At 68.5% G+C, this 20,625-nt stretch carries 22 protein-coding genes and 5 tRNA genes; 19 read left to right on the top strand and 8 right to left on the bottom strand.

The window, feature by feature from the left end; genetic code table 11:
- Positions 1 to 293: 293 nt before the first annotated feature.
- The 8 genes from ppk2 to hemA form a co-directional block, all read right to left on the bottom strand.
- The gene (gene ppk2, locus CEK65_RS15240) at positions 294 to 1,082 is read right to left on the bottom strand and encodes a polyphosphate kinase 2 (RefSeq protein ID WP_152182232.1); all 789 of its coding nucleotides are present in this window, start codon (positions 1,080 to 1,082) and stop codon (positions 294 to 296) included.
- A complete protein-coding gene (locus CEK65_RS15235; RefSeq protein WP_010341252.1) occupies positions 1,079 to 1,423 on the bottom strand; it encodes a helix-turn-helix domain-containing protein in 345 nt (114 codons plus the stop codon). The genes ppk2 and CEK65_RS15235 overlap by 4 nt, the downstream gene beginning before the upstream one ends.
- Before the next feature lie 13 nt (positions 1,424 to 1,436).
- Complete coding sequence (gene moaB, locus CEK65_RS15230) at positions 1,437 to 1,955, bottom strand: molybdenum cofactor biosynthesis protein B (protein ID WP_017908870.1); 519 nt, start codon at positions 1,953 to 1,955, stop codon at positions 1,437 to 1,439.
- Between the two features lie 64 nt (positions 1,956 to 2,019).
- Positions 2,020 to 2,802 (bottom strand): hypothetical protein, encoded by a 783-nt coding sequence (locus CEK65_RS15225; protein WP_226980592.1) that lies wholly within the window; start codon positions 2,800 to 2,802, stop codon positions 2,020 to 2,022.
- A 336-nt stretch (positions 2,803 to 3,138) separates the two neighbouring features.
- The gene (locus tag CEK65_RS15220) at positions 3,139 to 4,854 is read right to left on the bottom strand and encodes a tetratricopeptide repeat protein (protein ID WP_152182231.1); all 1,716 of its coding nucleotides are present in this window, start codon (positions 4,852 to 4,854) and stop codon (positions 3,139 to 3,141) included.
- Between the two features lie 40 nt (positions 4,855 to 4,894).
- On the bottom strand, positions 4,895 to 5,347 hold the full coding sequence (locus CEK65_RS15215; protein ID WP_152182230.1) for a GNAT family N-acetyltransferase: 453 nt from the start codon (positions 5,345 to 5,347) through the stop codon (positions 4,895 to 4,897).
- On the bottom strand, positions 5,344 to 6,429 hold the full coding sequence (gene prfA, locus CEK65_RS15210) for a peptide chain release factor 1 (protein ID WP_010341257.1): 1,086 nt from the start codon (positions 6,427 to 6,429) through the stop codon (positions 5,344 to 5,346). The genes CEK65_RS15215 and prfA overlap by 4 nt, the downstream gene beginning before the upstream one ends.
- Positions 6,407 to 7,690, bottom strand: coding sequence for a glutamyl-tRNA reductase (gene hemA / locus CEK65_RS15205; protein ID WP_152182229.1), 1,284 nt, complete (start codon positions 7,688 to 7,690; stop codon positions 6,407 to 6,409). The genes prfA and hemA overlap by 23 nt, the downstream gene beginning before the upstream one ends.
- A 66-nt stretch (positions 7,691 to 7,756) precedes the next feature.
- Between hemA and CEK65_RS15200 the strand changes: the two genes are divergently transcribed.
- The 19 genes from CEK65_RS15200 to rplL all read left to right on the top strand — a co-directional run bounded on the left by CEK65_RS15200 (position 7,757) and on the right by rplL (position 20,501).
- Entirely contained in the window at positions 7,757 to 9,427 is a 1,671-nt protein-coding gene (locus CEK65_RS15200) for a tetratricopeptide repeat protein (protein WP_152182228.1), read from the top strand.
- Positions 9,424 to 10,077, top strand: coding sequence for a lipoprotein insertase outer membrane protein LolB (lolB, locus tag CEK65_RS15195; RefSeq protein ID WP_152182227.1), 654 nt, complete (start codon positions 9,424 to 9,426; stop codon positions 10,075 to 10,077). The genes CEK65_RS15200 and lolB overlap by 4 nt, the downstream gene beginning before the upstream one ends.
- Complete coding sequence (gene ispE, locus CEK65_RS15190; RefSeq protein ID WP_152182226.1) at positions 10,074 to 10,937, top strand: 4-(cytidine 5'-diphospho)-2-C-methyl-D-erythritol kinase; 864 nt, start codon at positions 10,074 to 10,076, stop codon at positions 10,935 to 10,937. Before lolB ends, ispE begins: the two co-directional genes overlap by 4 nt.
- Positions 10,938 to 10,950: 13 nt before the next feature.
- A tRNA-Gln gene (locus CEK65_RS15185) sits at positions 10,951 to 11,027 on the top strand.
- Between the two features lie 135 nt (positions 11,028 to 11,162).
- Positions 11,163 to 12,122, top strand: coding sequence for a ribose-phosphate diphosphokinase (locus CEK65_RS15180; RefSeq protein ID WP_017907365.1), 960 nt, complete (start codon positions 11,163 to 11,165; stop codon positions 12,120 to 12,122).
- A 168-nt stretch (positions 12,123 to 12,290) separates the two neighbouring features.
- Positions 12,291 to 12,938, top strand: a complete 648-nt coding sequence (locus CEK65_RS15175) for a 50S ribosomal protein L25/general stress protein Ctc (protein WP_017907366.1) — start codon at positions 12,291 to 12,293, stop codon at positions 12,936 to 12,938.
- Positions 12,939 to 12,992: 54 nt separating this feature from the next.
- Positions 12,993 to 13,574: an aminoacyl-tRNA hydrolase gene (pth, locus tag CEK65_RS15170; protein WP_017907367.1), complete on the top strand. Its 582-nt coding sequence runs from the start codon at positions 12,993 to 12,995 to the stop codon at positions 13,572 to 13,574.
- A 79-nt stretch (positions 13,575 to 13,653) separates the two neighbouring features.
- Positions 13,654 to 14,745, top strand: a complete 1,092-nt coding sequence (ychF, locus tag CEK65_RS15165; protein ID WP_010341267.1) for a redox-regulated ATPase YchF — start codon at positions 13,654 to 13,656, stop codon at positions 14,743 to 14,745.
- A 159-nt stretch (positions 14,746 to 14,904) separates the two neighbouring features.
- A tRNA-Tyr gene (locus CEK65_RS15160) sits at positions 14,905 to 14,990 on the top strand.
- A 32-nt stretch (positions 14,991 to 15,022) separates the two neighbouring features.
- A tRNA-Gly gene (locus CEK65_RS15155) sits at positions 15,023 to 15,096 on the top strand.
- Positions 15,097 to 15,126: 30 nt separating this feature from the next.
- Positions 15,127 to 15,202, top strand: a tRNA-Thr gene (locus tag CEK65_RS15150).
- A gap of 45 nt (positions 15,203 to 15,247) precedes the next feature.
- A complete protein-coding gene (gene tuf / locus CEK65_RS15145) occupies positions 15,248 to 16,438 on the top strand; it encodes an elongation factor Tu (RefSeq protein ID WP_152182225.1) in 1,191 nt (396 codons plus the stop codon).
- A gap of 165 nt (positions 16,439 to 16,603) precedes the next feature.
- Positions 16,604 to 16,679 (top strand) — tRNA-Trp (locus tag CEK65_RS15140).
- A gap of 50 nt (positions 16,680 to 16,729) precedes the next feature.
- Positions 16,730 to 17,143: a preprotein translocase subunit SecE gene (gene secE / locus CEK65_RS15135; RefSeq protein ID WP_017908390.1), complete on the top strand. Its 414-nt coding sequence runs from the start codon at positions 16,730 to 16,732 to the stop codon at positions 17,141 to 17,143.
- A gap of 13 nt (positions 17,144 to 17,156) precedes the next feature.
- Positions 17,157 to 17,714 (top strand): transcription termination/antitermination protein NusG, encoded by a 558-nt coding sequence (nusG, locus tag CEK65_RS15130; protein ID WP_010341344.1) that lies wholly within the window; start codon positions 17,157 to 17,159, stop codon positions 17,712 to 17,714.
- Between the two features lie 200 nt (positions 17,715 to 17,914).
- A complete protein-coding gene (gene rplK, locus CEK65_RS15125) occupies positions 17,915 to 18,343 on the top strand; it encodes a 50S ribosomal protein L11 (RefSeq protein WP_010341342.1) in 429 nt (142 codons plus the stop codon).
- Between the two features lie 3 nt (positions 18,344 to 18,346).
- Positions 18,347 to 19,045: a 50S ribosomal protein L1 gene (gene rplA / locus CEK65_RS15120; RefSeq protein ID WP_017908392.1), complete on the top strand. Its 699-nt coding sequence runs from the start codon at positions 18,347 to 18,349 to the stop codon at positions 19,043 to 19,045.
- 481 nt (positions 19,046 to 19,526) lie between these two features.
- Positions 19,527 to 20,069, top strand: a complete 543-nt coding sequence (gene rplJ, locus CEK65_RS15110; RefSeq protein WP_010341340.1) for a 50S ribosomal protein L10 — start codon at positions 19,527 to 19,529, stop codon at positions 20,067 to 20,069.
- Positions 20,070 to 20,132: 63 nt separating this feature from the next.
- Complete coding sequence (gene rplL, locus CEK65_RS15105; RefSeq protein WP_010341338.1) at positions 20,133 to 20,501, top strand: 50S ribosomal protein L7/L12; 369 nt, start codon at positions 20,133 to 20,135, stop codon at positions 20,499 to 20,501.
- The last annotated feature ends 124 nt before the right edge of the window (positions 20,502 to 20,625 follow it).

The following is a 20,625-nucleotide window of genomic DNA, read 5'->3' as shown; positions in this document are numbered from 1 at the left end:
GGGATTCGGGATTGGGGATGCGCGCGTCGGAAGCGAAAAGTCTTCCTTGTGGGAGGGACTTCAGTCCCGACGCCTTGCGCGACCAGAGGATGGGATGGCTTCGCTCGCCGCGGCTGAAGCCGCTCCTTGTATCTGGACATGTCGCCTGTTTAGTGGTGCGTGAGCCGAGACCACCGTAGAGGCGGCTTCAACCGCGACGCGCTGTTCCCGGAATGGCTGTGAGTGGCGCGCCCGGCGACGCGCGGTCGCAAAGTGACGACTGCGCGCCGCAGGCTTCAACCAATCCCCAATCCCTAATCCCCACTCCCCGCCTCATACGACGGAATCGGCTGCAGCAGCCCAAACTTTTCCTTGTGCAGCTTCTGCTTCAGCGGCGGCAGATCCAGGTCCGGTTCGTGCAGGCGGGTTTCCGGCAGTTGGTCGAGCAGGTGCCGGATCAGGGTCAGGCGGCCGCGCTTCTGGTCGTTGAAGTCGACCAGGGTCCATGGCGCATAGTCGCGGTGGGTGGCTTCCAGCATCGCCTCGCGCGCGCGGGTGTAGTCGGCGTACTGGCTGCGCGACTTCAGGTCCACCGGCGACAGCTTCCAGCCCTTCAACGGGTCGTGCAGGCGCTCGGCGAAGCGCTTTTCCTGCTGCGCCTGGTCCACGCACAGCCAGTACTTGAACAGGCGGATGCCATCGTCGACCAGCAACTGCTCGAACAGCGGGGTCTGGCGCAGGAAGGCGTGGTATTCGGCATCGCTGCAGTAGCCCATGACCCGCTCCACGCCGGCGCGGTTGTACCAGCTGCGGTCCATCAGCACGATCTCGCCGGCCGCCGGCAGATGCGCGATGTGACGCTGGAAATACCACTGCGTGGCTTCGCGGTCGGTCGGCTTGGGCAGGGCGACCACGCGGCACTGGCGCGGGTTCAGGTGTTCGGCGATGGCCTGGATCGCGCCGCCCTTGCCGGCGGTGTCGCGGCCTTCGAACAGCACCAGCACGCGCTCGCCGCTGTGCTGCACCGCCTGCGCCATCGCGGTCAGTTCCAGCTGCAGCGGCTGCATCAGGGCCTTGTACTGCTTGCGCTTGAGGTGGCTCATTTGCTGCTCCGCTTGCGGGTGCCGGTGCCGGCCATGCTGCGCGCCACTTCCAGCAGCGCGCCCTGCTGGCGGGCGTCGAGGGCGCGGTAGGCCTGCAGCAGATCGTGTTCGCCGCGGGTGCGTGCCGGGTCCAGTTGGCTGGCCAGTTCGCCGAGCAGGGCGCCGGCGGGCACGCCGAAGGTGCGCGCCAGGGCGGTGAGCTGGGCGCGTCCGGGCAGCTTTTCGCCCGCCATCCAGGCCTTGACCGTGGCCGCGCCGGCGCGCGGGATGGCCGCGGCGATATCCGCGGCGCTCATGCCGCTGGCCTTGGCCAGCAGGCGCAACGTGGTGTCCAGGGGCATGCGGGAGTCCAGGTCATTCCTTCAGCCGCGGGCGCAGCGTGGCCAGATTGCAGGGGCGGGTGCGGGCATCCAGCTGCGCGGCGATGATCCGCTCCCAGGCCGTGCGGCAGGCCGAGGTGGAGCCGGGCAGGCAGAACAGGAAGGTGGCGTTGGCCAGGCCGGCGAAGGCGCGCGACTGCAGCGAGGAGGTGCCGATCTCCTCGACGCTGATCGCGCGGAACAGCTCGCCGAAGCCTGGCATCTCCTTGTCCAGCAGAGGCAGCAGCGCCTCGGGCGTGGAATCGCGGCCGGTGAAGCCGGTGCCGCCGGTGACCAGGATGCCGTCCACCTCCGGATCGGCGATCCAGGCCGAGACCGTGGCGCGCATCCGATAGCGGTCGTCAGGCAGCAGTTCCCGTGCGTGCAGGCGATGGCCGACGCCGCCGAGAGCGGCGACCAGATAGTCGCCGGAGCTGTCCTGGTCGAGGCTGCGCGTGTCCGAGACGGTCAGCACGCACAGGTTCAATGCGATGAAGTCGGCGTTGGCGGTCATGCCGGCAGCCTAGCGGCTCGCCCGGCCGGCGTACAGCCTGGGCGCGTTGGCGCTTCAGCCGCGGCTACGGCGGGGTTGGCGCGTTGTCGTTGACGACGGCAATGGGGGCGCTTCGGGCCGCCGAAGTGTGCGCCTGGGCGTGGTGATCGCGCGCTGGGATCGCCGCCTGGGCGGGGAGCCGCATCCGCGCACGTTGCTGGCGCGCGCCCGCCGATTCAGGCGTGGAGGTGGACCGGGGTCGTGCCGTCGCATGGCAGGACCAGGGTCGTGGCCGGAAGCGACGGACGCTGGCGGCACGATCGGCGGCCAGCGGCAAGCGCTCGGGTTCGCGCTGCAGGGCACGTCGCTGTGCCTCCGCACTGTGCCACTCGGTGCATTCGAGCAGGGTGCGGCCGTCGTCCGACAGGTACAGGTGCGCGGCGATCAGGCCGCGCAGCGCATGTGCGCCATCCTGCAGGGCGGCGAAGGCGGCATCGGCGCGGCTTTGCGCCTGCGCTGCATTGCGGGTCGGGACGCGGGTCATCACCACGCAGGACGCTGCCCGGTGCGGATCGGATACGCCGCTGCGGATGCGCCGGTATCGCCGCAGCGTCCGCCGCAGCGCCGGCAGGCGTGCACGCAGCAGTCCATGCAGTGCTGGCGCCGCGTCGCAGCAGCAGCGTGCGTACAGCAGGTCGGGGGCATCGCCCAGCGATTCCATCCAGGTCAGGGCATGCAGCCGGTGATCGCACAGGCCGCGCATGCAGTCGAACAGCGCGGCGCGATCCGGAATGGGGGCTTCGGCGAGCAGCATGCTGCGAACGGGGGCGGAAGAATCGGGCGTCGGAATCGGGAGCGGCAGCGACATTGCGGGATCTGCACGAGGAGCGTGCGCGCAGTGTCGGACCTCAAGTTCACTTGAGGTCAAGCGCTTCGGTAGCTCGACTTGCACGCTGGCGACTGCGCCCCTGCGCCCCTGCGCCCCTGCGCCTCACGGGCTGCCGTTGGCTGGGTCGCTGCGACCTGCAGCGACGCTCGTCCACACCACCCGTGCGCTGTGACGCAAGCGCGCTCGGCGATGGGAGACGGCGATGCGGATGTACCGGCGGTGATGTCGATGGCGACGTTGACTGGCGATACGTCGCTACGCCGTCCGTTGCTGGATGTGCCGCCGCGGCCTTGTGGCGCATCCGTGAGCGATCGATCAGGTCGAGCCTGCGCCTTCCCAGCCATGGCGCGAAGCCGTGTCGCGCAGCAGCGCGGCGAAGTCGTCGGCGAAGCCGCGCATGTCGAACAGGCCGCTGTCCGCGCGCCGCGCCTGCAGCCGCTCGCGCAGCGCCTGCAGCGCCGCGGGATCGCGCCCCAGGCGCACCGCGGTGGCGACGAACGCTGCGTCGTCGGCGGCATTCATGTCGTCCAGGCCGAGATGATGATTGAGGCTGCCGGCCACGCGTGCGGCAAAGGTGCTGCCGGGGCAGGTCAGCACCGGGCAGCCGGCCCACAAGGCATCGGAGGCGGTGGTGTGGGCGTTGTACGGATGCGTGTCCAGGAACAGGTCGGCGTGCCGGTAGCGTGCCAGATAGTCCGGATGCGCCAGCTTGGGCATGAAACGCAGGCGCGTCGGGTCCACGCCGGCCGCCGCGGCGGCCGCACGCAGTCGGTCATCGGCCTGGCCCGGGCCGGACAGCAGCCACAGCACGCTGTCCGGCACCTGGCGCAGCACCTCCAGCATCCGCGCCATGCTGCGCGGGCCGAGCTTGTAGCTGTTGTTGAAGCAGCAGAACACGGTGCCGTGCTCGGGCAGGCCGCAGTCGCGGCGCGCGGGCGGGCTGCCGACGACGCGCGTGTCGTCGGATGGCTGGAACGCGCGCGGCAGCCATAGCACCCGCTCGCTGTAGTGCGCGGCCAGCGCCGGCGGCAACGCGTAGGCGTCGCCGACCACGTAGTCGATCCAGGGTGCGCCGGAGGTGCCGGGGTAGGCCAGCCAGTTCACCTGCACCGGCGCCGGACGCAGCGCCAGCACTTCCGGCGTGCCGCCGCCGCCCCAGCCGCGCAGATCGAACAGCAGGTCGATGCCGGTATCGCGGATGCGCTGGGCGATCTGCCGATGCGGCTGTCCGGCCACGTCGTGCCAGGCATGTGCAGCCGCCTGCAGCCGCGCACGGAGCGCGCTGCGGTCGTCGCCGTTGAGCGCGAACAGGTTCACCTGCAGGTCGGCATGCGCGCGCAAGTGCTCGAACAGGGCAACGGTCAGCAGGCCGGTGGGATGCGCGCCGAAGCCGTTGGACAGGAAGCCGATGCGCAGCGGGCCATCGCCGCGTACCTGCGCAGCGGGCAGCGGCGCGAGAGCGCGCGCCAGCGCCTGGGCGCGGTTGCGCGCGCAGCGCAGTTGTTCGTCCGCGCCCGTGTCCTCGTTGAGGAAGGCGAACGGTTCGATCGCCGGGTGGCCTTGCCGTACCGCGCCGCGCACCTGCTGCGATAGCGCGTCCAGTCCGCGCCAGTCGCACAGCTTGCGCCGCCAGTTCAGCAGGTAGGCGGCGATCGACGGTTCCTGCGGCAACAGTGCATGCGCGTGGGCATAAGCCTGTGCCGCGGCTTCCGCCTCGCCATTGTCTTCCAGGGCGTGGCCTAGCCATACCGCGATGCCGGGGTGCTGGGGCGCCTGCCGCAGTGCCTCGCGCAATGCCTGCGCTGCGTCGGCATGACGACCCTGGGTCCAGCGCACCCGGCCCAGCCGCGCCAGTGCCTCCGGATGTCCCGGGCGCAACTGCAGCGCGCGCACGGCGGCCTGTTCGCCGGCCGCCACTGCGCCGGCGCCGAGTTCGGCGTCGGCGAGCATCACCCAGGCCAGGAAGTCCTGCGGATCGCGCCGCACCGCGGCCTGCAGTTGCAGGCGTTCGTCGACGCCGCCGCCGCTCATGCGGCCGTGGCGGCCGCGATCGACCGCGGGCGGTGCACGCTCACGGCGCCAGCGCCTTGACGTAGTGCTGCGCGCTCAGCTCCTGCTGCCAGCCGCAGGCGCGGTACAGGGCCTGCGCGGACAGATTGTCCTGCGCCGTCTCCAGCACGATGCGCACTGCGCCGTCGTCCGCGGCGTGGCGTTCGGCGGCATGCAGCAGCGCCTGCGCCACGCCGTGGCGGCGGTGCGCGGGCGCCACGTACAGGTCGTTGAGGATCCACAGCCGCGCCGCCCGCACCGAAGAGAAGGACGGATACAACTGCACGAAGCCGGCGGCCTGCGCATCGCGTTCGGCCAGCAGCACCACCGACTCCGCGTTGGCCAGGCGCGCGGCCAGGAACGCGTGCGCGGTCGCCGCGTCCGGCGCCTGCCCATAGAACTGCCGGTAGGCATCGAACAGCGCTGCCAGCGCCGGCAGGTCGCGCGCATCGGCGTGGCGCACGCGCACGCTCATGGGCTGTCGCTCAGGCGCGCCAGTTCGTCGACCTGGTGCTCGTGGCTCAGGCGCCCGATCAGCGCATCGAGGTCGCCCTCGATCACGTTCGGCAGGTCGTACAGGGTCAGGCCCTCGACGCGGTGATCGGTGATGCGGCCCTGCGGGAAGTTGTAGGTGCGGATGCGCTGGCTGCGGTCGCCGCTGCCGACCTGCAGCTTGCGGTCCTGCGCCTCGGCCGCGGCCTGCTTGCTGCGCTCGGCCTCCAGCAGTTGCGCCTTGAGCCGCTTCAGCGCCTTGTCGCGGTTGGCGTGCTGGCTGCGCTCGGTCTGGCACTCCACCACCACGCCGCTGGGCACGTGGGTGATGCGGATCGCCGACTCGGTCTTGTTGACGTGCTGGCCGCCGGCGCCGGAGGAGCGGAAGGTGTCGATCTTCAGGTCGGCCGGGTTGATCGCGATCTCCTCCACGTCGTCGGCCTCGGGAATGATCGCCACCGTCGCCGCGGAGGTGTGGATGCGGCCCTGCGACTCGGTCGCCGGCACGCGCTGCACGCGGTGCGTGCCGGATTCGAACTTCAGCTTGGAGTAGGCGCCGCGGCCGACGATGCGCGCTACCACCTCCTTGTAGCCGCCGTGCTCGCCGGGGCTGTCCGATTCCACTTCCACCTTCCAGCCCTGGCGTTCGGCGTAGCGGGCGTACATGCGGAACAGGTCGCCGGCGAAGATCGCCGCCTCGTCGCCGCCGGTGCCGGCACGCACTTCCAGGAACAGGTTGCCGTCGTCGCGCGGGTCGCGCGGCACCAGCAGCAGCGCCAGCTCCGCGTCGAGTTCGGCCAGGCGCGCCTGCGCGGCGGCGATTTCCTCCTCGGCCAGTTCGCGCAGTTCCGGATCGGCGCGCATCGCCTCGGCCGAGGCCAGGTCGGCCTTGGCCGCCGCCTCGGCGGCCAGCGCGGCGGCGACCGGCTCCAGTTGCGCGAATTCGCGCGAGTAGTCGCGGAAGCGCGTGTTGTCGCTCACCACCTCGGGGTCGGACAGCAGGCGTTCGAGTTCTTCGCGACGCTCGGCCAGCGCCTCCAGCTTACGGCGCAGGGTCGGTGTCATCGGTCTTCAGAATGGGGTGGAAATAGCCCGGCTTCTCCGGGAACAGGCGCTCGGCGGCGCGCGCCAGCTCGGCGTCGCCGCGCAGCGCCGCCTCGCGCAGCGCCGCGGTGGGCGGATGCAGCAGGCGGTTGGTCAGGGTGTTGGCGAGAAATTCCAGCACCTCGTCGGCAGGCTTGCCGTGCGCCAGTTGCTGCCGCGCCTTGGCCAGCACGTCGTCGCGGGTGCTGTCGCCGTGCGCGCGCAGGCGCTTGAGCGGCGCCTGGCGGGTGCTGGCCTGCAGCGCCTCCATGTAGCGCACGACCTGCAGGTCGATGATCGCCTCGGCCGCCTCGGCAGCCTCGCGGCGGCCGCGGCGGTTGTCCTCGACCGCGCGCTCCAGGTCGTCGACGGTGTACAGGTAGGCGTCGGCGAGATCGGCCACGCCGGCCTCGATGTCGCGCGGCACCGCCAGGTCGAACAGCAGCATCGGCTTGTGCTTGCGCGCGCGCAGCGCCTGCTCGACCTGCGCCCGCGTCACCACCGGCTCGCGCGCGGCGGTGGCCGAGAACACCACGTCGGCCTCGTGCAGGTGGCGCTCCAGCTCGCTCAGCGGCAGCGCCACGCCGCCGTGGCGGCTGGCCAGTTCCTGCGCATGGGTGAGGGTGCGGTTGGCGATCAGCAGGCGCCGCACGCGGCCCTCGCTGAGATGCTTGGCGGCCAGCTCGATGGTCTCGCCGGCGCCGACCAGCAGCACGGTGGATTCGCTGAGCCGGGCGAAGGAGCTCTGCGCCAGGCGCACCGCGGTGGAGGCGACCGAGACCGGATTGGCGCCGACCCGGGTGTCGGTGCGCGCGCGCTTGGCCACCGAGAATGTCTGCTGGAACAGGCGGTCCAGGCGGCTGCCCATCGCCCCGTGCTCGCGCGCCAGCGACCAGGCGTCCTTCACCTGGCCGAGGATCTGCGGCTCGCCCAGCACCATCGAGTCCAGCCCGGTGGCGACCCGGAACAGGTGCCGCACCGCGTCCGCATCCTGATGCTGGTACAGATAGCCGTGCAGGCCGGCGGCATGCGAGTCCAGCCAGTCGGCCAGGTGCTGCGCATCGCCGGCGATGGCGTACAGCTCGGTGCGGTTGCAGGTGGACAGCAGCGCCGCCTCGGCGACGTCGGGCAGCCCGCGCAGCGATTGCAGCGCGCGCGGCAATGCGTCGCCGGCGAATGCCACCCGTTCGCGCAGGTCGACCGGCGCGGTCTGGTGGTTCAATCCGAGCACCCACAACGTCATCTGTTCAGTTGCTTGCGATAAGCTGCTGGCCATTCAGGGCCCCATTTTACGGCCCGGCCGCTTCCGATGCCCGCATTGATTCGCATCCGTACCTTTCTGCTGCTGTCCGCAATCGCCGCCGTGGCCGCACCGGCCGCGGCCAAGGCACCGAGTCCCGCCCAGGACGTGATGACCCCGGTGCTGGCCGGCGAGTTCGCGTTGCAGGCCGGGCAATTGGCCGACGCCTCGCGCTGGTACCTGCAGGCCGCCAACGACAGCCCCGGCGATGCCGGCCTGGCCGAGCGCGCCACCCGCATCGCGATGCTGGCCAACGACACCGCGGCCGCCGCCCAGGCGCTGGCGCTGTGGCGGCAGCGCGCGCCCGAGTCGCTGGCCATGCGCAGCGCCGAGGCCTCGCTGGCCCTGCGCAACGGCAACCTGCGCCAGGCGCGCAGCTTGCTGGTGGCCCTGCTGCGCGACAAGGACCCGCGCGGCTGGCGTTTCGCGCTGATCGCCCTGGTCAGCGGCAACCGCGATCCGGAGGTCGCCGCCAAGGCCCTGGACCAGTTGCTCGACGCCAATGCCATCCCCGACCAGCTCGAGGCCTGGCAGGAATTCGGACGCCTGGCGCTGCGCCTGGACCAGCCCAAGCTGGCCGAGCGCATCGTCGACCAGTTGGTCAAGCGCTTCCCACAGGAGCCGCGCGTGGCGCTGCTGCATGCCACCCAGCTGCAGCAGGCGGGCAAGATCGAACAGGCGCGCGCGTTGCTGCAGGGCGTGGAGCCCAAGGTGTCCGGCGACCCGGAACTGCGCACCGCGCTGGCCTATGCCTACGACGCCATCGGCGACACCGCCGCCGCGGCGCGGGTGCTGGCGCTGGGGCCGCAGACCACCCAGAACTACGGCCTGCGCGCCTCGATGCTGGCCAAGCTGCAGGACAATGCGGCCCTGACCGCGCTGTACGACGAGCTGCGCAAGGGTGCCGACCGGCCCGATCCGGAGCGGCGCCTGCTGCTCGGCAAGATCGCCGAGTTCCTCAAGCGCAACCAGGAGGCGGTGGACTGGTACCGCGGCGTGCCGGGCGGCCCGTTGCGCAGCGAGGCGCGGCTGCGCGCCGCCGGCGCGTTGTACGCGCTCGGCCAGAAGGACGCGGCCTTCGCCGAGGCGCGCGCGCTGCAGGACGACGCCGAGGCCGACGATGCCGCGCGCCGCGACGCCTACGTGCTGGAGGCGGAACTGCGCCAGCGCAGCGGCGACGACGCCGGCGAGCTGCAGGTGTTCGAGCGCGGCCTGGCTGCGTATCCGGACGACAACGCGCTGCTGTATGCGCGCGGGCTGTCCTGGGAGCGTCGCGACCGCATCGACCGCGCCGAGGCCGACCTGCGCAAGATCCTGGTCACCGACCCGGAGAACGTGGCGGCGCTGAACGCGCTCGGCTACACCCTGGCCGACCGCACCAAGCGCTATCGCGAGGCGTTGCAACTGATCGACCGCGCCCGCACCGCCGATCCCGACAATGCCGCGATCATCGACAGCTACGGCTGGGTGCTGTACCGGCTCGGCAAGACTCAGGAAGCGCTGGTGCAACTGCGTCGCGCCTGGAGCCTGGTGAAGGATCCGGAGATCGCCGCGCATATCGGCCAGGTGCTGTGGGAGCAGGGCAAGCACGAAGAGGCCAACAAGTACTTCGACGAGGCGCGCAAGCTCGATCCGGACAATCGCGCGCTGCGCCGCGCCCTGGACAAGGTGGCGCCGTGACCGCCGGCCTGCGCACCGCCTGGGCGCTGGTCGCCGGGCTGCTGCTGGCCGGTTGCAGTGCGCTGCCGACCCGCACCCCGTCGCCGGTCGCCGTCGCCGCCCCCGACGCCGCTGCGCAGCAGGCCGAGGCCGCGCGTGCGCAGTGGCTGCGGGCGCATCCGGACTGGTCGTTCCAGGGGCGGGTGGCGATCACCAAGGGGCGCAACGGCGGCAGCGGCCGCATCGACTGGACCCAGCGGCAGCGCCAGTACGAGGTGCAACTCAGCGCGCCGGTGACCCGGCAGAGCTGGCGCCTGACCGGCGACAGCCACTCCGAGGCCGGGCGCCTGGAGGGACTGGAGGGCGGTCCGCGCGACGGCGAGAACGCCGAACAGCTGCTGCTGGAGGCGACCGGCTGGGAGATCCCGGTCAACCTGCTGCCCGACTGGGTGCGCGGGCTGGTGGCGACCGACGCGCAGGCGCCGGAGCGGGTCGACTACGACGCGCAGGGTCGGCCGCATATGCTGCGGCAGATGGGCTGGGACATCGAATTCCAGGACTGGTATCCGCCCAGCGACGGCCGTCCGGCGCTGCCGCGGCGCATCGAGGCGCGCAACGGCGATGCCAAGGTGCGCCTGCTGGTCGACGCCTGGACCGTGCCTGCGCCATGAGCGGCGGCACCGACGGGGGCTGGTCGTCCTGGCCGGCCCCGGCGAAGCTGAACCTGTTTCTGCAGATCACCGGCCGCCGGCCGGACGGCTACCACCAGTTGCAGACCGTGTTTCGCCTGCTGGACTGGGGCGACACGGTGCATCTGCGGCCGCGCGCGGACGGGGCGGTGGCGCGGATCGGTCCGTCCGTGGCCGGCGTCGCCGAGGCCGACGACCTGCTGGTGCGTGCCGCGCGCCTGCTGCAAACATCGGCAAATATCGCCCAAGGTGTGGATATCCGCGTCGAAAAGCGCATTCCTGCTGGCGGTGGCTTCGGTGGCGGTTCGTCCGATGCGGCGACCGCGCTGGTGGCGCTGAATGCCCTGTGGGGCGCCGGGCTGGACGAAGACGCCTTGGCTGGCCTCGGCCTGTCGCTGGGCGCGGACGTGCCGGTGTTCGTGCGCGGACGCGACGCCTGGGCCGAGGGCGTGGGTGAGCGATTGACCGCGCTGGCGCTGCCGCCGGCCTGGTATGTGCTGGCCGATCCGGGGGTGCACGTGCCCACCGCGGCCCTGTTCCAGTCCCCGGATTTGACGCGGGATGCTGCGCCCGCGAAAATAGCGGACTTCGTTTCAGGTTTCCTGCTCGGCAACGCGTTCGAGCCGGTCCTGCTTCGCCGCGAACCGGCCGTCCAGGCCACGTTCCAGGCGCTGGCTCGGATCGGCACGCCACGCCTGACCGGGTCGGGGAGCGGTTGTTTCGTCGAGTTCGCCGATCGCGCTGCCGCTGTGCGCGCGCTGGCGGACTTGCCGGACGGGATGCGCGCCTGGGTGGCAGGTGGCGTCCCGCGTTCGCCGCTGCTCGACGCGCTGGAGGCTTGACACAGGTTTACGCAGGGGCGTCGCCAAGAGGCCCAAGGCACCAGGTTTTGATCCTGGCATTCGTAGGTTCGAATCCTACCGCCCCTGCCATTATGCGAGTCCCTCGCAAAAGCCCGCACATCCATGTGCGGGGGTTCAACAGGTAGAAGCATCGCTCCTCCTGGCTTCCCGATTCACATCGTTATCGTCGCCACACGCTCTTTGCAGCCACCCGAGAGACCCCTCATGCAAGACCAACGCAACCTGCTGGTGTTCTCCGGCAACGCCAACAAGCCCCTGGCCAAAAGCATCTGCCGCGAGCTGGGCGTGCGCCCCGGCAAGGCGATGGTCTCCAGCTTCTCCGACGGCGAAGTGCAGGTGGAGATCGAGGAGAACGTGCGCCGGCAGGAAGTGTTCGTGATCCAGCCGACCTGCGCGCCCAGCGCAGAGAACCTGATGGAGCTGCTGGTGATCATCGACGCGCTCAAGCGCGCCAGCGCCGCCAGCGTCACCGCGGTGGTGCCGTACTTCGGCTACTCGCGGCAGGACCGGCGCATGCGCTCCTCGCGCGTGCCGATCACCGCCAAGGTCGCGGCGAAGATGTTCAGCGCGGTCAACGCCGACCGCGTGCTGACCGTCGACCTGCACGCCGACCAGATCCAGGGCTTCTTCGACATCCCGGTCGATAACGTCTACGCCTCGCCGCTGCTGCTGGCCGACATCTGGCGCGCCTACGGCACCGACAACCTGATCGTAGTCTCGCCGGACGTGGGTGGCGTGGTCCGTGCCCGCGCGGTGGCCAAGCGCCTGGACGATGCGGACCTGGCGATCATCGACAAGCGCCGTCCGCGCGCCAACGTGTCCACGGTGATGAACATCATCGGCGACGTCGAGGGCAAGACCTGCGTGCTGGTCGACGACATCGTCGACACCGCCGGCACCCTGTGCGCCGCCGCGGCCGCGCTGAAGGAGCGCGGCGCCCTGAAGGTCGCCGCGTACTGCACGCACGCCGTGCTGTCCGGCCCGGCGGTGAGCAACATCAGCAATTCGCAACTGGACGAACTGGTGGTCACCGACACGATTCCGCTGTCGGAGGCCGCCCGCGCCTGCGGCAAGATCCGCCAGCTCAGCGTCGCCGAGCTGCTGGCCGAAACCATCCGCCGCATCGCCTTCGGCGAGTCGGTGAGCTCGTTGTACGTGGATTAAAGGCTGGGAATGGGGGATCGGGAATAGGGAATGGGCGGAGCGCGGTATTGCGCTGTTGCGATTCCCCATTCCCGATTCCCCACTCCCGGCTTCACAGACTCTTCTGGTCGCGGAAGAGTCATCAAAACCGCCGCGAGGCGGTTCATTCAACCAGGGTAGTAAACGCAAATGGCAACCACGCATGAAATCAAGGTTCAGCGCCGCGAAGTCGAGGGCAAGGGTGCGAGCCGCCGCCTCCGTCGCGACGGCCTGATCCCGGCGATCGTCTACGGTGGCGATCTGAAGCCGGTCAACATCCAGCTCGACCACAACGAAGTCTGGCTGGCCAGCCAGAACGACTGGTTCTATTCGTCCATCCTCAGCCTGAGCCTGAACGGCGACGTGCAGAAGGTGCTGCTGCGCGATATGCAGCGTCACCCGTTCAAGCAGCTGATCATGCACATCGACTTCCAGCGCGTGAACGACAACGAGGCTCTGCACGCCTCGGTGCCGCTGCACTTCATCAACGAGGACGTGTCCCCGGCCGGCAAGTCGGCCGAAGTGGTCGTCACCCACGAGCTGAACGAAATCCAGGTCGTGTGCCTGCCGAAGGACCTGCCGGAGTTCGTCGAAGTCGACCTGGCCGCGCTGTCGGTCGGCGACGTGATCCACCTGTCGGACCTGAAGCTGCCGGCTGGCGTCGAGCTGCCGGAACTGAAGCTGGGCAAGGAGCACGACGTGGCGGTGGTCATCGCCAAGCACGGCCGTGTCGAGGAAGAGCCGGAAGCCACCGACGCGGCGGCTGCCGCCGAGCCGGCCAAGAAGGACGGCAAGTAATCGCCTGCGCGGCGTCCGGGCCATCGGTCCGGACGCCGCGGCGATGCATTGCGCATGACTGGTCTGCGTCTGATCGTCGGCCTGGGCAATCCCGGCGCCGAACACGCGAACACCCGGCACAACGCTGGGTTTCGTTTTGTCGACGCGTTGGCCGAGCGGGCCGGCGCGCGCTGGAGTGTGGACGCCAAGCTGTTCGGCGAGACCGCCAAGGTCGAGGTCGCGGGGCAGTCGGTGTGGCTGCTGAAGCCGGCCACCTTCATGAACCTCAGCGGCAAGTCGGTCACGGCCGCCTTGCGCTTCTGGAAGATCGAACCGGCGCAGGCGCTGCTGGCGCACGACGAGTTGGACCTGGCGCCAGGCACGGCGCGGCTCAAGTTCGACGGCGGCCACGGCGGCCAGAACGGACTGCGCGATACCATCCGCCTGCTCGGGCACGCCGGCTTCCACCGCCTGCGCATCGGCATCGGCCATCCCGGCCACAAGGACAAGGTGGTGCCGTGGGTGCTGGGGCGCGCCGGCAAGGACGACCAGGTGCTCATCGATCGCGCCATCGACGACGCCATCGACGTGCTGCCGCTGGCCGTGCAGGGCGATTTCAACGAGGCGATGAAGCGGTTGCATACGCAGGGGAAATAGGGAATGGGGAATGGGGAATGGAAAGGCGGCTATGCTTTCCGATTCCCTATTCCCGATTCTCCATTCCCGGATCACACACATGGGCATCAAATGCGGCATCGTCGGCCTGCCCAACGTCGGCAAGTCGACCCTGTTCAATGCGCTGACCAAGGCGGGCATCGCTGCGGCCAATTTTCCGTTCTGCACCATCGAGCCGAACGTGGGCGTGGTGCCGGTGCCGGATCCGCGCCTGAACGCGCTGGCGGCGATCATCAATCCGCAGAAGGTCGTGCCGACCGCGGTCGAGTTCGTCGACATCGCCGGCCTGGTCGCCGGTGCGGCCAGCGGTGAGGGCCTGGGCAACAAGTTCCTGGCGCACATCCGCGAGGTCGATGCGATCACCCACGTGGTGCGCTGCTTCGAGCATGGCGACATCATCCATGTGAACAACAAGGTCGACCCGGTTTCCGACATCGAGACCATCGACACCGAACTGGCCCTGGCCGATCTGGACAGCGTGGAGAAGGCGCTCAACCGCGCCGAGCGTTCGGCCAAGGGCGGCGACAAGGACGCGGCGGCGCGCAAGCCGGTGCTGGCCAAGCTGCAGGCCGCGCTGGCCGAGGGCAAGGCCGGGCGCAACGCCGGGCTGGACGAGGAAGAGAAGGCGCTGGTGCGCGACCTGTTCCTGCTCACCCTCAAGCCGGTGATGTACATCGCCAACGTGCTGGAAGACGGCTTCGAGAACAATCCGCACCTGGATGCGGTGCGCGCGCATGCCGCCGCCGAGGGCGCCGAGGTGGTGCCGGTGTCGGCGGCGATCGAGGAGGAGCTGTCGCAGCTGGACGACGCCGACCGCGATGCGTTCCTGGCCGATCTGGGCCTGAGCGAGCCGGGCCTGAACCGGGTGATCCGCGCCGGCTACACCCTGCTGGGGCTGCAGACCTACTTCACCGCTGGCGTGAAGGAAGTGCGCGCCTGGACGGTCAAGGCCGGGTCGACCGCACCGCAGGCCGCGGCGGTGATCCACACCGACTTCGAGAAGGGCTTCATCCGCGCCGAAACCATCGCCTACGACGACTTCATCAAGTACAAGGGCGAGGCCGGCGCCAAGGAAGCCGGGCGCCTGCGTCTGGAAGGCAAGGAGTACCGCGTGCAGGAAGGCGATATCCTGCATTTCCGCTTCAACGTCTGATGCGCGCGCGCGTCCTGGCCGGGCGCGCGCGAGCCACGACGATTTCCTGCGACATCGCGTCAAAATACTGTTGACAAGGCGGGGATGTCAGGGAAGAATAGCGGGCTGTTTCACCCCTCTCTGATTTCGGCCTCGCAGCCGGGTTCGAGTGGGTAAGTTGGAGGGATACCCAAGCGGCCAACGGGGGCAGACTGTAAATCTGCTGGCTTACGCCTTCGGTGGTTCGAATCCACCTCCCTCCACCAGTTATTTTGTTGTGGCAGTGCGGCATCCCGTAGCGGGAGTAGTTCAACGGTAGAACCTCAGCCTTCCAAGCTGATGGTGCGGGTTCGATTCCCGTCTCCCGCTCCATTGAACGCGCTTGTGTCACAATAGAACAACGCTCACGTAGCTCAGTCGGTAGAGCACCTCCTTGGTAAGGAGGAGGTCGAAGGTTCGATTCCTTTCGTGAGCACCATATTCAGTCGTCAAATCTTTCTACGATCACCGAGAAGAAGCAGCCATGGCCAAGGGTAAGTTCGAGCGCACCAAGCCGCACGTCAACGTCGGCACCATCGGTCACGTCGACCACGGCAAGACCACGCTGACCGCGGCGCTGACCAAGATCGGCGCAGAGCGCTTCGGCGGCGAGTTCAAGGCGTACGACGCGATCGACGCGGCGCCGGAAGAGAAGGCGCGCGGCATCACGATCTCGACCGCCCACGTGGAATACGAATCCCCGACGCGCCACTACGCGCACGTGGATTGCCCGGGTCACGCGGACTACGTCAAGAACATGATCACCGGTGCGGCGCAGATGGACGGCGCGATCCTGGTGTGCTCGGCCGCTGACGGCCCGATGCCGCAGACCCGCGAGCACATCCTGCTGTCGCGTCAGGTCGGCGTGCCGCACATCGTGGTGTTCCTGAACAAGGCCGACATGGTCGACGACGCCGAGCTGCTCGAGCTGGTCGAGATGGAAGTGCGCGAGCTGCTGAGCAAGTACGACTTCCCGGGCGACGACACCCCGATCATCCACGGTTCGGCCCGTCTGGCGCTGGAAGGCGACCAGAGCGAGATCGGCGTGCCGGCGATCCTGAAGCTGGTGGACGCGCTGGACTCGTTCATCCCGGAGCCGCAGCGCGACGTGGACAAGCCGTTCCTGATGCCGGTGGAAGACGTGTTCTCGATCTCGGGTCGCGGCACCGTGGTGACCGGTCGTATCGAGCGCGGCGTCATCAAGGTGGGCGACGAAATCGAGATCGTCGGCATCCGTGCGACGCAGAAGACCACCGTGACCGGCGTGGAAATGTTCCGCAAGCTGCTGGACCAGGGCCAGGCGGGCGACAACGCGGGCCTGCTGCTGCGCGGCACCAAGCGTGACGACGTGGAGCGCGGCCAGGTGCTGTGCAAGCCGGGTTCGATCAAGCCGCACACCGAGTTCGAAGCCGAGGTGTACGTGCTGTCGAAGGACGAGGGTGGCCGTCACACCCCGTTCTTCAAGGGCTACCGTCCGCAGTTCTACTTCCGCACCACCGACATCACCGGTGCGGTGCAGCTGCCGGAAGGCGTGGAAATGGTGATGCCGGGCGACAACGTCAAGATGGTGGTGACGCTGATCAACCCGGTGGCGATGGACGAAGGCCTGCGCTTCGCGATCCGCGAAGGCGGCCGTACCGTCGGCGCCGGCGTGGTGGCCAAGATCATCAAGTAATGCCCTCCGGCGGCGCAGGCCGCCGGGCTCGACGGCAGGATGGCGGTCTCGGCCGCCGGAATCCGACGAGGTGCAGGCGGCTACGGCCGTCGGGTTCAGCGAAGGGCGGGCCGGAACCTTCGGTCCGCCTTCGCCGTCTCAGGGAAGTGCAGTCGTTCTTACTACACGCCAGTAGCTCAATTGGCAGAGCAGCGGTCTCCAAAACCGCAGGTTGGGGGTTCGAGTCCCTCCTGGCGTGCCAATCTGCCGCTCCCTATCCAGTGACCTCGGTCGCATAGCAGCAAGAGTCGGATGAACAGCAAGATCGAGCATTCCAAAGGCCCCGCCGCCTCTGTCGGTGGCGATATCGTCAAGTACGTCATCGCTGCGTTGCTGGTGGTCGCCGGCCTGTTTGTCTGGTTCTGGTTCGGCGATGCGAGCCGTGCTGCACAGCTGGGGAGTTGGTCCGGTCCGCTGCGCGGACTGGCGGTGGTCGCCGGCCTGGTCGCCGGTGCCGCGGTGTTCCTGCTGACCGCCAAGGGTCGCGAAGGCCGCGAGTTCCTGTCCGAATCCCGTTTCGAACTGCGCAAGGTGGTGTGGCCGACCCGCCAGGAAGCCATCCGCACCACCTGGGTGGTGATCGTGGTGGTGATCATTCTGAGTCTGTTGCTGGGCGGGTTCGATTTCCTGATCCAGAAGCTGATGCAGTGGTTCGTGAGCCGTTGAGGAGAGTGCAGCAGTGAAGCGTTGGTATGTCGTTCACGCCTATTCAGGCTTCGAGAAGTCCGTGGCCCAAGCGCTGCGCGACCGTATTGCGCGTGACGAGATGCAGGAGCGCTTCGGTGACGTGCTGGTCCCCACCGAGGAAGTGATCGAGATGCGCTCCGGCCAGAAGCGCCGTTCCGAGCGCAAGTTCTTCCCGGGTTACGTGCTGGTCCAGATCGAAACCCACGACGAAGGCGGCATTCCGCGCATCGACAACGAAAGCTGGCACCTGGTCAAGGAAACGCCGAAGGTGATGGGCTTCATTGGCGGTACCGCCGATCGTCCGCTGCCGATCCGCGACGAAGAGGCCGATGCGATCCTGCAGCGCGTTCAGGATGGCGTGGAGAAGCCGCGTCCGAAGGTGCTGTTCGAGCCGGGCCAGATGGTCCGCGTCACCGACGGCCCGTTCAACGACTTCAACGGCGTGGTCGAGGAAGTCAACTACGAGAAGAGCCGCCTGCGCGTGGCGGTGCTGATCTTCGGTCGTTCCACTCCGGTGGAACTGGAATTCGGTCAGGTCGAGAAGGCCTGAGCCCGCCCCGGCGCGGCTGCGCCGGGCGCCAAAATCTCTGCTATACTGCGCGGCTCCCTGTCCAGGCAAGCCGCCGGGCAGAACGGAAGCCGCCGCGAGGCGGCTTTCTGCGCACTTCAAAAACGTGATGGCGGGACACGTGATTTTCCCGTCGCGATGGGGAGCCTGCGGTTTAGGCGCTAGCACCCGGAGACACTAAAATGGCAAAGAAAGTCGTCGGTTACATCAAGCTGCAGGTGAAGGCCGGTCAGGCCAACCCCTCGCCGCCGGTCGGTCCTGCGCTGGGTCAGCGTGGCCTGAACATCATGGAATTCTGCAAGGCGTTCAATGCCGCCACGCAGAAGCTGGAGCCGGGCCTGCCGACTCCGGTCATCATCACGGCCTATTCGGACCGTACCTTCACCTTCGTCACCAAGAGCACCCCGGCCAGCGTGCTGCTGAAGAAGGCCGCGGGCGTCAGCTCCGGCTCCAAGCGCCCGAACACCGAGAAGGTGGGCAAGGTGACCCGCAAGCAGCTCGAAGAGATCGCCAAGGCGAAGGAAGCCGACCTGACGGCGGCGGAGCTGGAAGCGGCGGTACGCACGATTGCGGGTTCCGCCCGCAGCATGGGCCTGACGGTGGAGGGTTAAGCAATGGCACAGACCAAGCGACAGAAAGCGATCCGTGCTGCCGTGCAGCCGGGCAAGGCGTATTCGATCGACGAAGCGCTGAAGATCGTCAAGACCACCAGCAAGGCCAAGTTCGTCGAAGCCGTCGACGTGGCCGTGCGCCTGGGCGTGGACGCGAAGAAGTCCGACCAGCAGGTGCGCGGTTCCACCGTGCTGCCGGCCGGTACCGGCAAGAGCGTGCGCGTGGCCGTGTTCGCCCCCGCCGGCGCCAAGGCCGATGAGGCGCTGGCCGCCGGTGCCGACGCCGTCGGCATGGACGACCTCGCCGAGAAGATGCAGGGCGGCGACCTGAACTACGACGTGGTCATCGCCACCCCGGACGCGATGCGCGTCGTCGGCAAGCTGGGCACCCTGCTGGGCCCGCGCGGCCTGATGCCGAACCCCAAGGTCGGCACCGTGTCCGCCAACCCGGCCGAAGCGGTCAAGAACGCCAAGTCGGGCCAGGTGCGCTACCGCACCGACAAGGCCGGCATCATCCACTGCACCATCGGCAAGGCCAGCTTCGAAGACGACGCGCTGAAGAGCAACCTGCAGGCGCTGCTGCTGGACCTGGTCAAGGCCAAGCCGGCGACCTCGAAGGGCACCTACCTGCAGAAGATCTCGGTGAGCTCGACCATGGGTCCGGGCGTCACCATCGATCAGGCTTCGCTGTCCCTGAAGTAATCGCAACACGGCGCCGCCCGCGAGGTGCGGCGCCGGTGTCACCCTTTTGAAGGCGTCGCCCGGGGCAACCCGACGCGAAGCCGTCAAAGACCGCAGGCGCGGTCTGCGCACACCGACGACGGGCACGGAAGCTCGACACGGCAAGGAGTCGCCGTCGGTACAGCGGGATCGCTTAATCAGCCCCTCGGGGCCAGCCGGCGTAGATGGTGCCGCCTTTCTGGAGTTTTTCTGGTGCAGGCCAGCCCGGTGTTCCGGGCGCGCTCACTCCAGGTCTGGAACGGCCACCAACTGGGATGCCATGCGGCATCCCCGGCATCCAGGATGGAGGCCGCCCAGGACCGCAAGCGGCAGGAGCCGCGAGCGGAGTAAGTTTGAAGCAGGGATTCGGGATTCGGGATTGGGGATTGGCAAGAGCGGCGGTATCGCTCCTGACGCATCCCAGGTCGCGCATTTCAACTCCCGGCTTTAACGGAGGAGTGCAATGGCTCTCAATCTGTCCCAGAAGCAAGAAGTCGTCGCCGAACTGGCCGACGTCGCCGCGAAGGCCCACTCCTTGGTTGCTGCCGAGTACGCCGGCATCACGGTCTCGCAAATGACCGCGATGCGCAAGAAGGCGCGCGAAACCGGTGTGTACTTGCGTGTTGTCAAGAACACCCTGGCCGCGCGTGCCGTTGCCGGTACCGAATACGAGTGCGTCCAGGACGCGCTGGTCGGTCCGCTGCTGTATGCGTTCTCGACGGAAGAACCCGGCGCTGCCGGTCGTCTGATCAAGGAATTCGCCAAGGGTAACGACAAGCTGCAGGCCAAGGTCGTGTCGCTGGGTGGTCAGCTGTATCCGGCCGCTCATCTCGAGGTGTTGGCGTCGCTGCCGACCCGCGAGCAGGCGCTGGCCATGCTGGCACGCGTGCTGGCCGAGCCGGCGAGCATGTTCGCCCGTGCGGTCAAGGCCGTGGGCGACAAGCAGGGTGGCGGCGACGCCGCGCCTGCCGACGCCGAAGCGGAAGCCCCGGCCGAAACGGCTTAAGTTCGCGACACCTGAAACGGTTCACTAGAACCTCATCCAGAAAAAATTCCAAAGGTAATCACAATGTCCCTGTCTAACGAGCAGATCGTCGACGCAATCGCCGAAAAGACCCTCATGGAAGTGATGGAGCTGGTCAAGGCCATCGAAGACAAGTTCGGCGTCTCCGCCGCCGCCCCGGTCGCCGCTGCCGGTCCGGCCGTGGCCGCCGCCCCGGTCGAAGAGCAGACCGAGTTCAACGTCATCCTGATCGACGCCGGCGCCAAGAAGGTCGACGTCATCAAGGCCGTCCGCGCCATCACCGGCCTGGGCCTGAAGGAAGCCAAGGACCTCACCGAGGCCGGCGGCGTCCTGAAGGAAGCCGTGTCGAAGGAAGACGCCGACAAGTTCAAGAAGGACCTGGAAGCCGCTGGCGCGAAGGTCGAAGTCAAGTAAGCAGTCCCTTGCATCGCCAGCCGTTCAAGGCGATGCACTGAAGGCTGGGGGCGAAAGCCCCCGGCCTTTGGCCGTTTCAGGCGGGAACCGGGAATCGGGAATGGAGAATCGGAACAGCCACGCT

This window comes from Xanthomonas sp. LMG 12459 (assembly GCF_009192905.1).
GTDB lineage: Bacteria > Pseudomonadota > Gammaproteobacteria > Xanthomonadales > Xanthomonadaceae > Xanthomonas_A > Xanthomonas_A sontii.
This window is presented reverse-complemented; position numbering and strand designations above follow the sequence as displayed.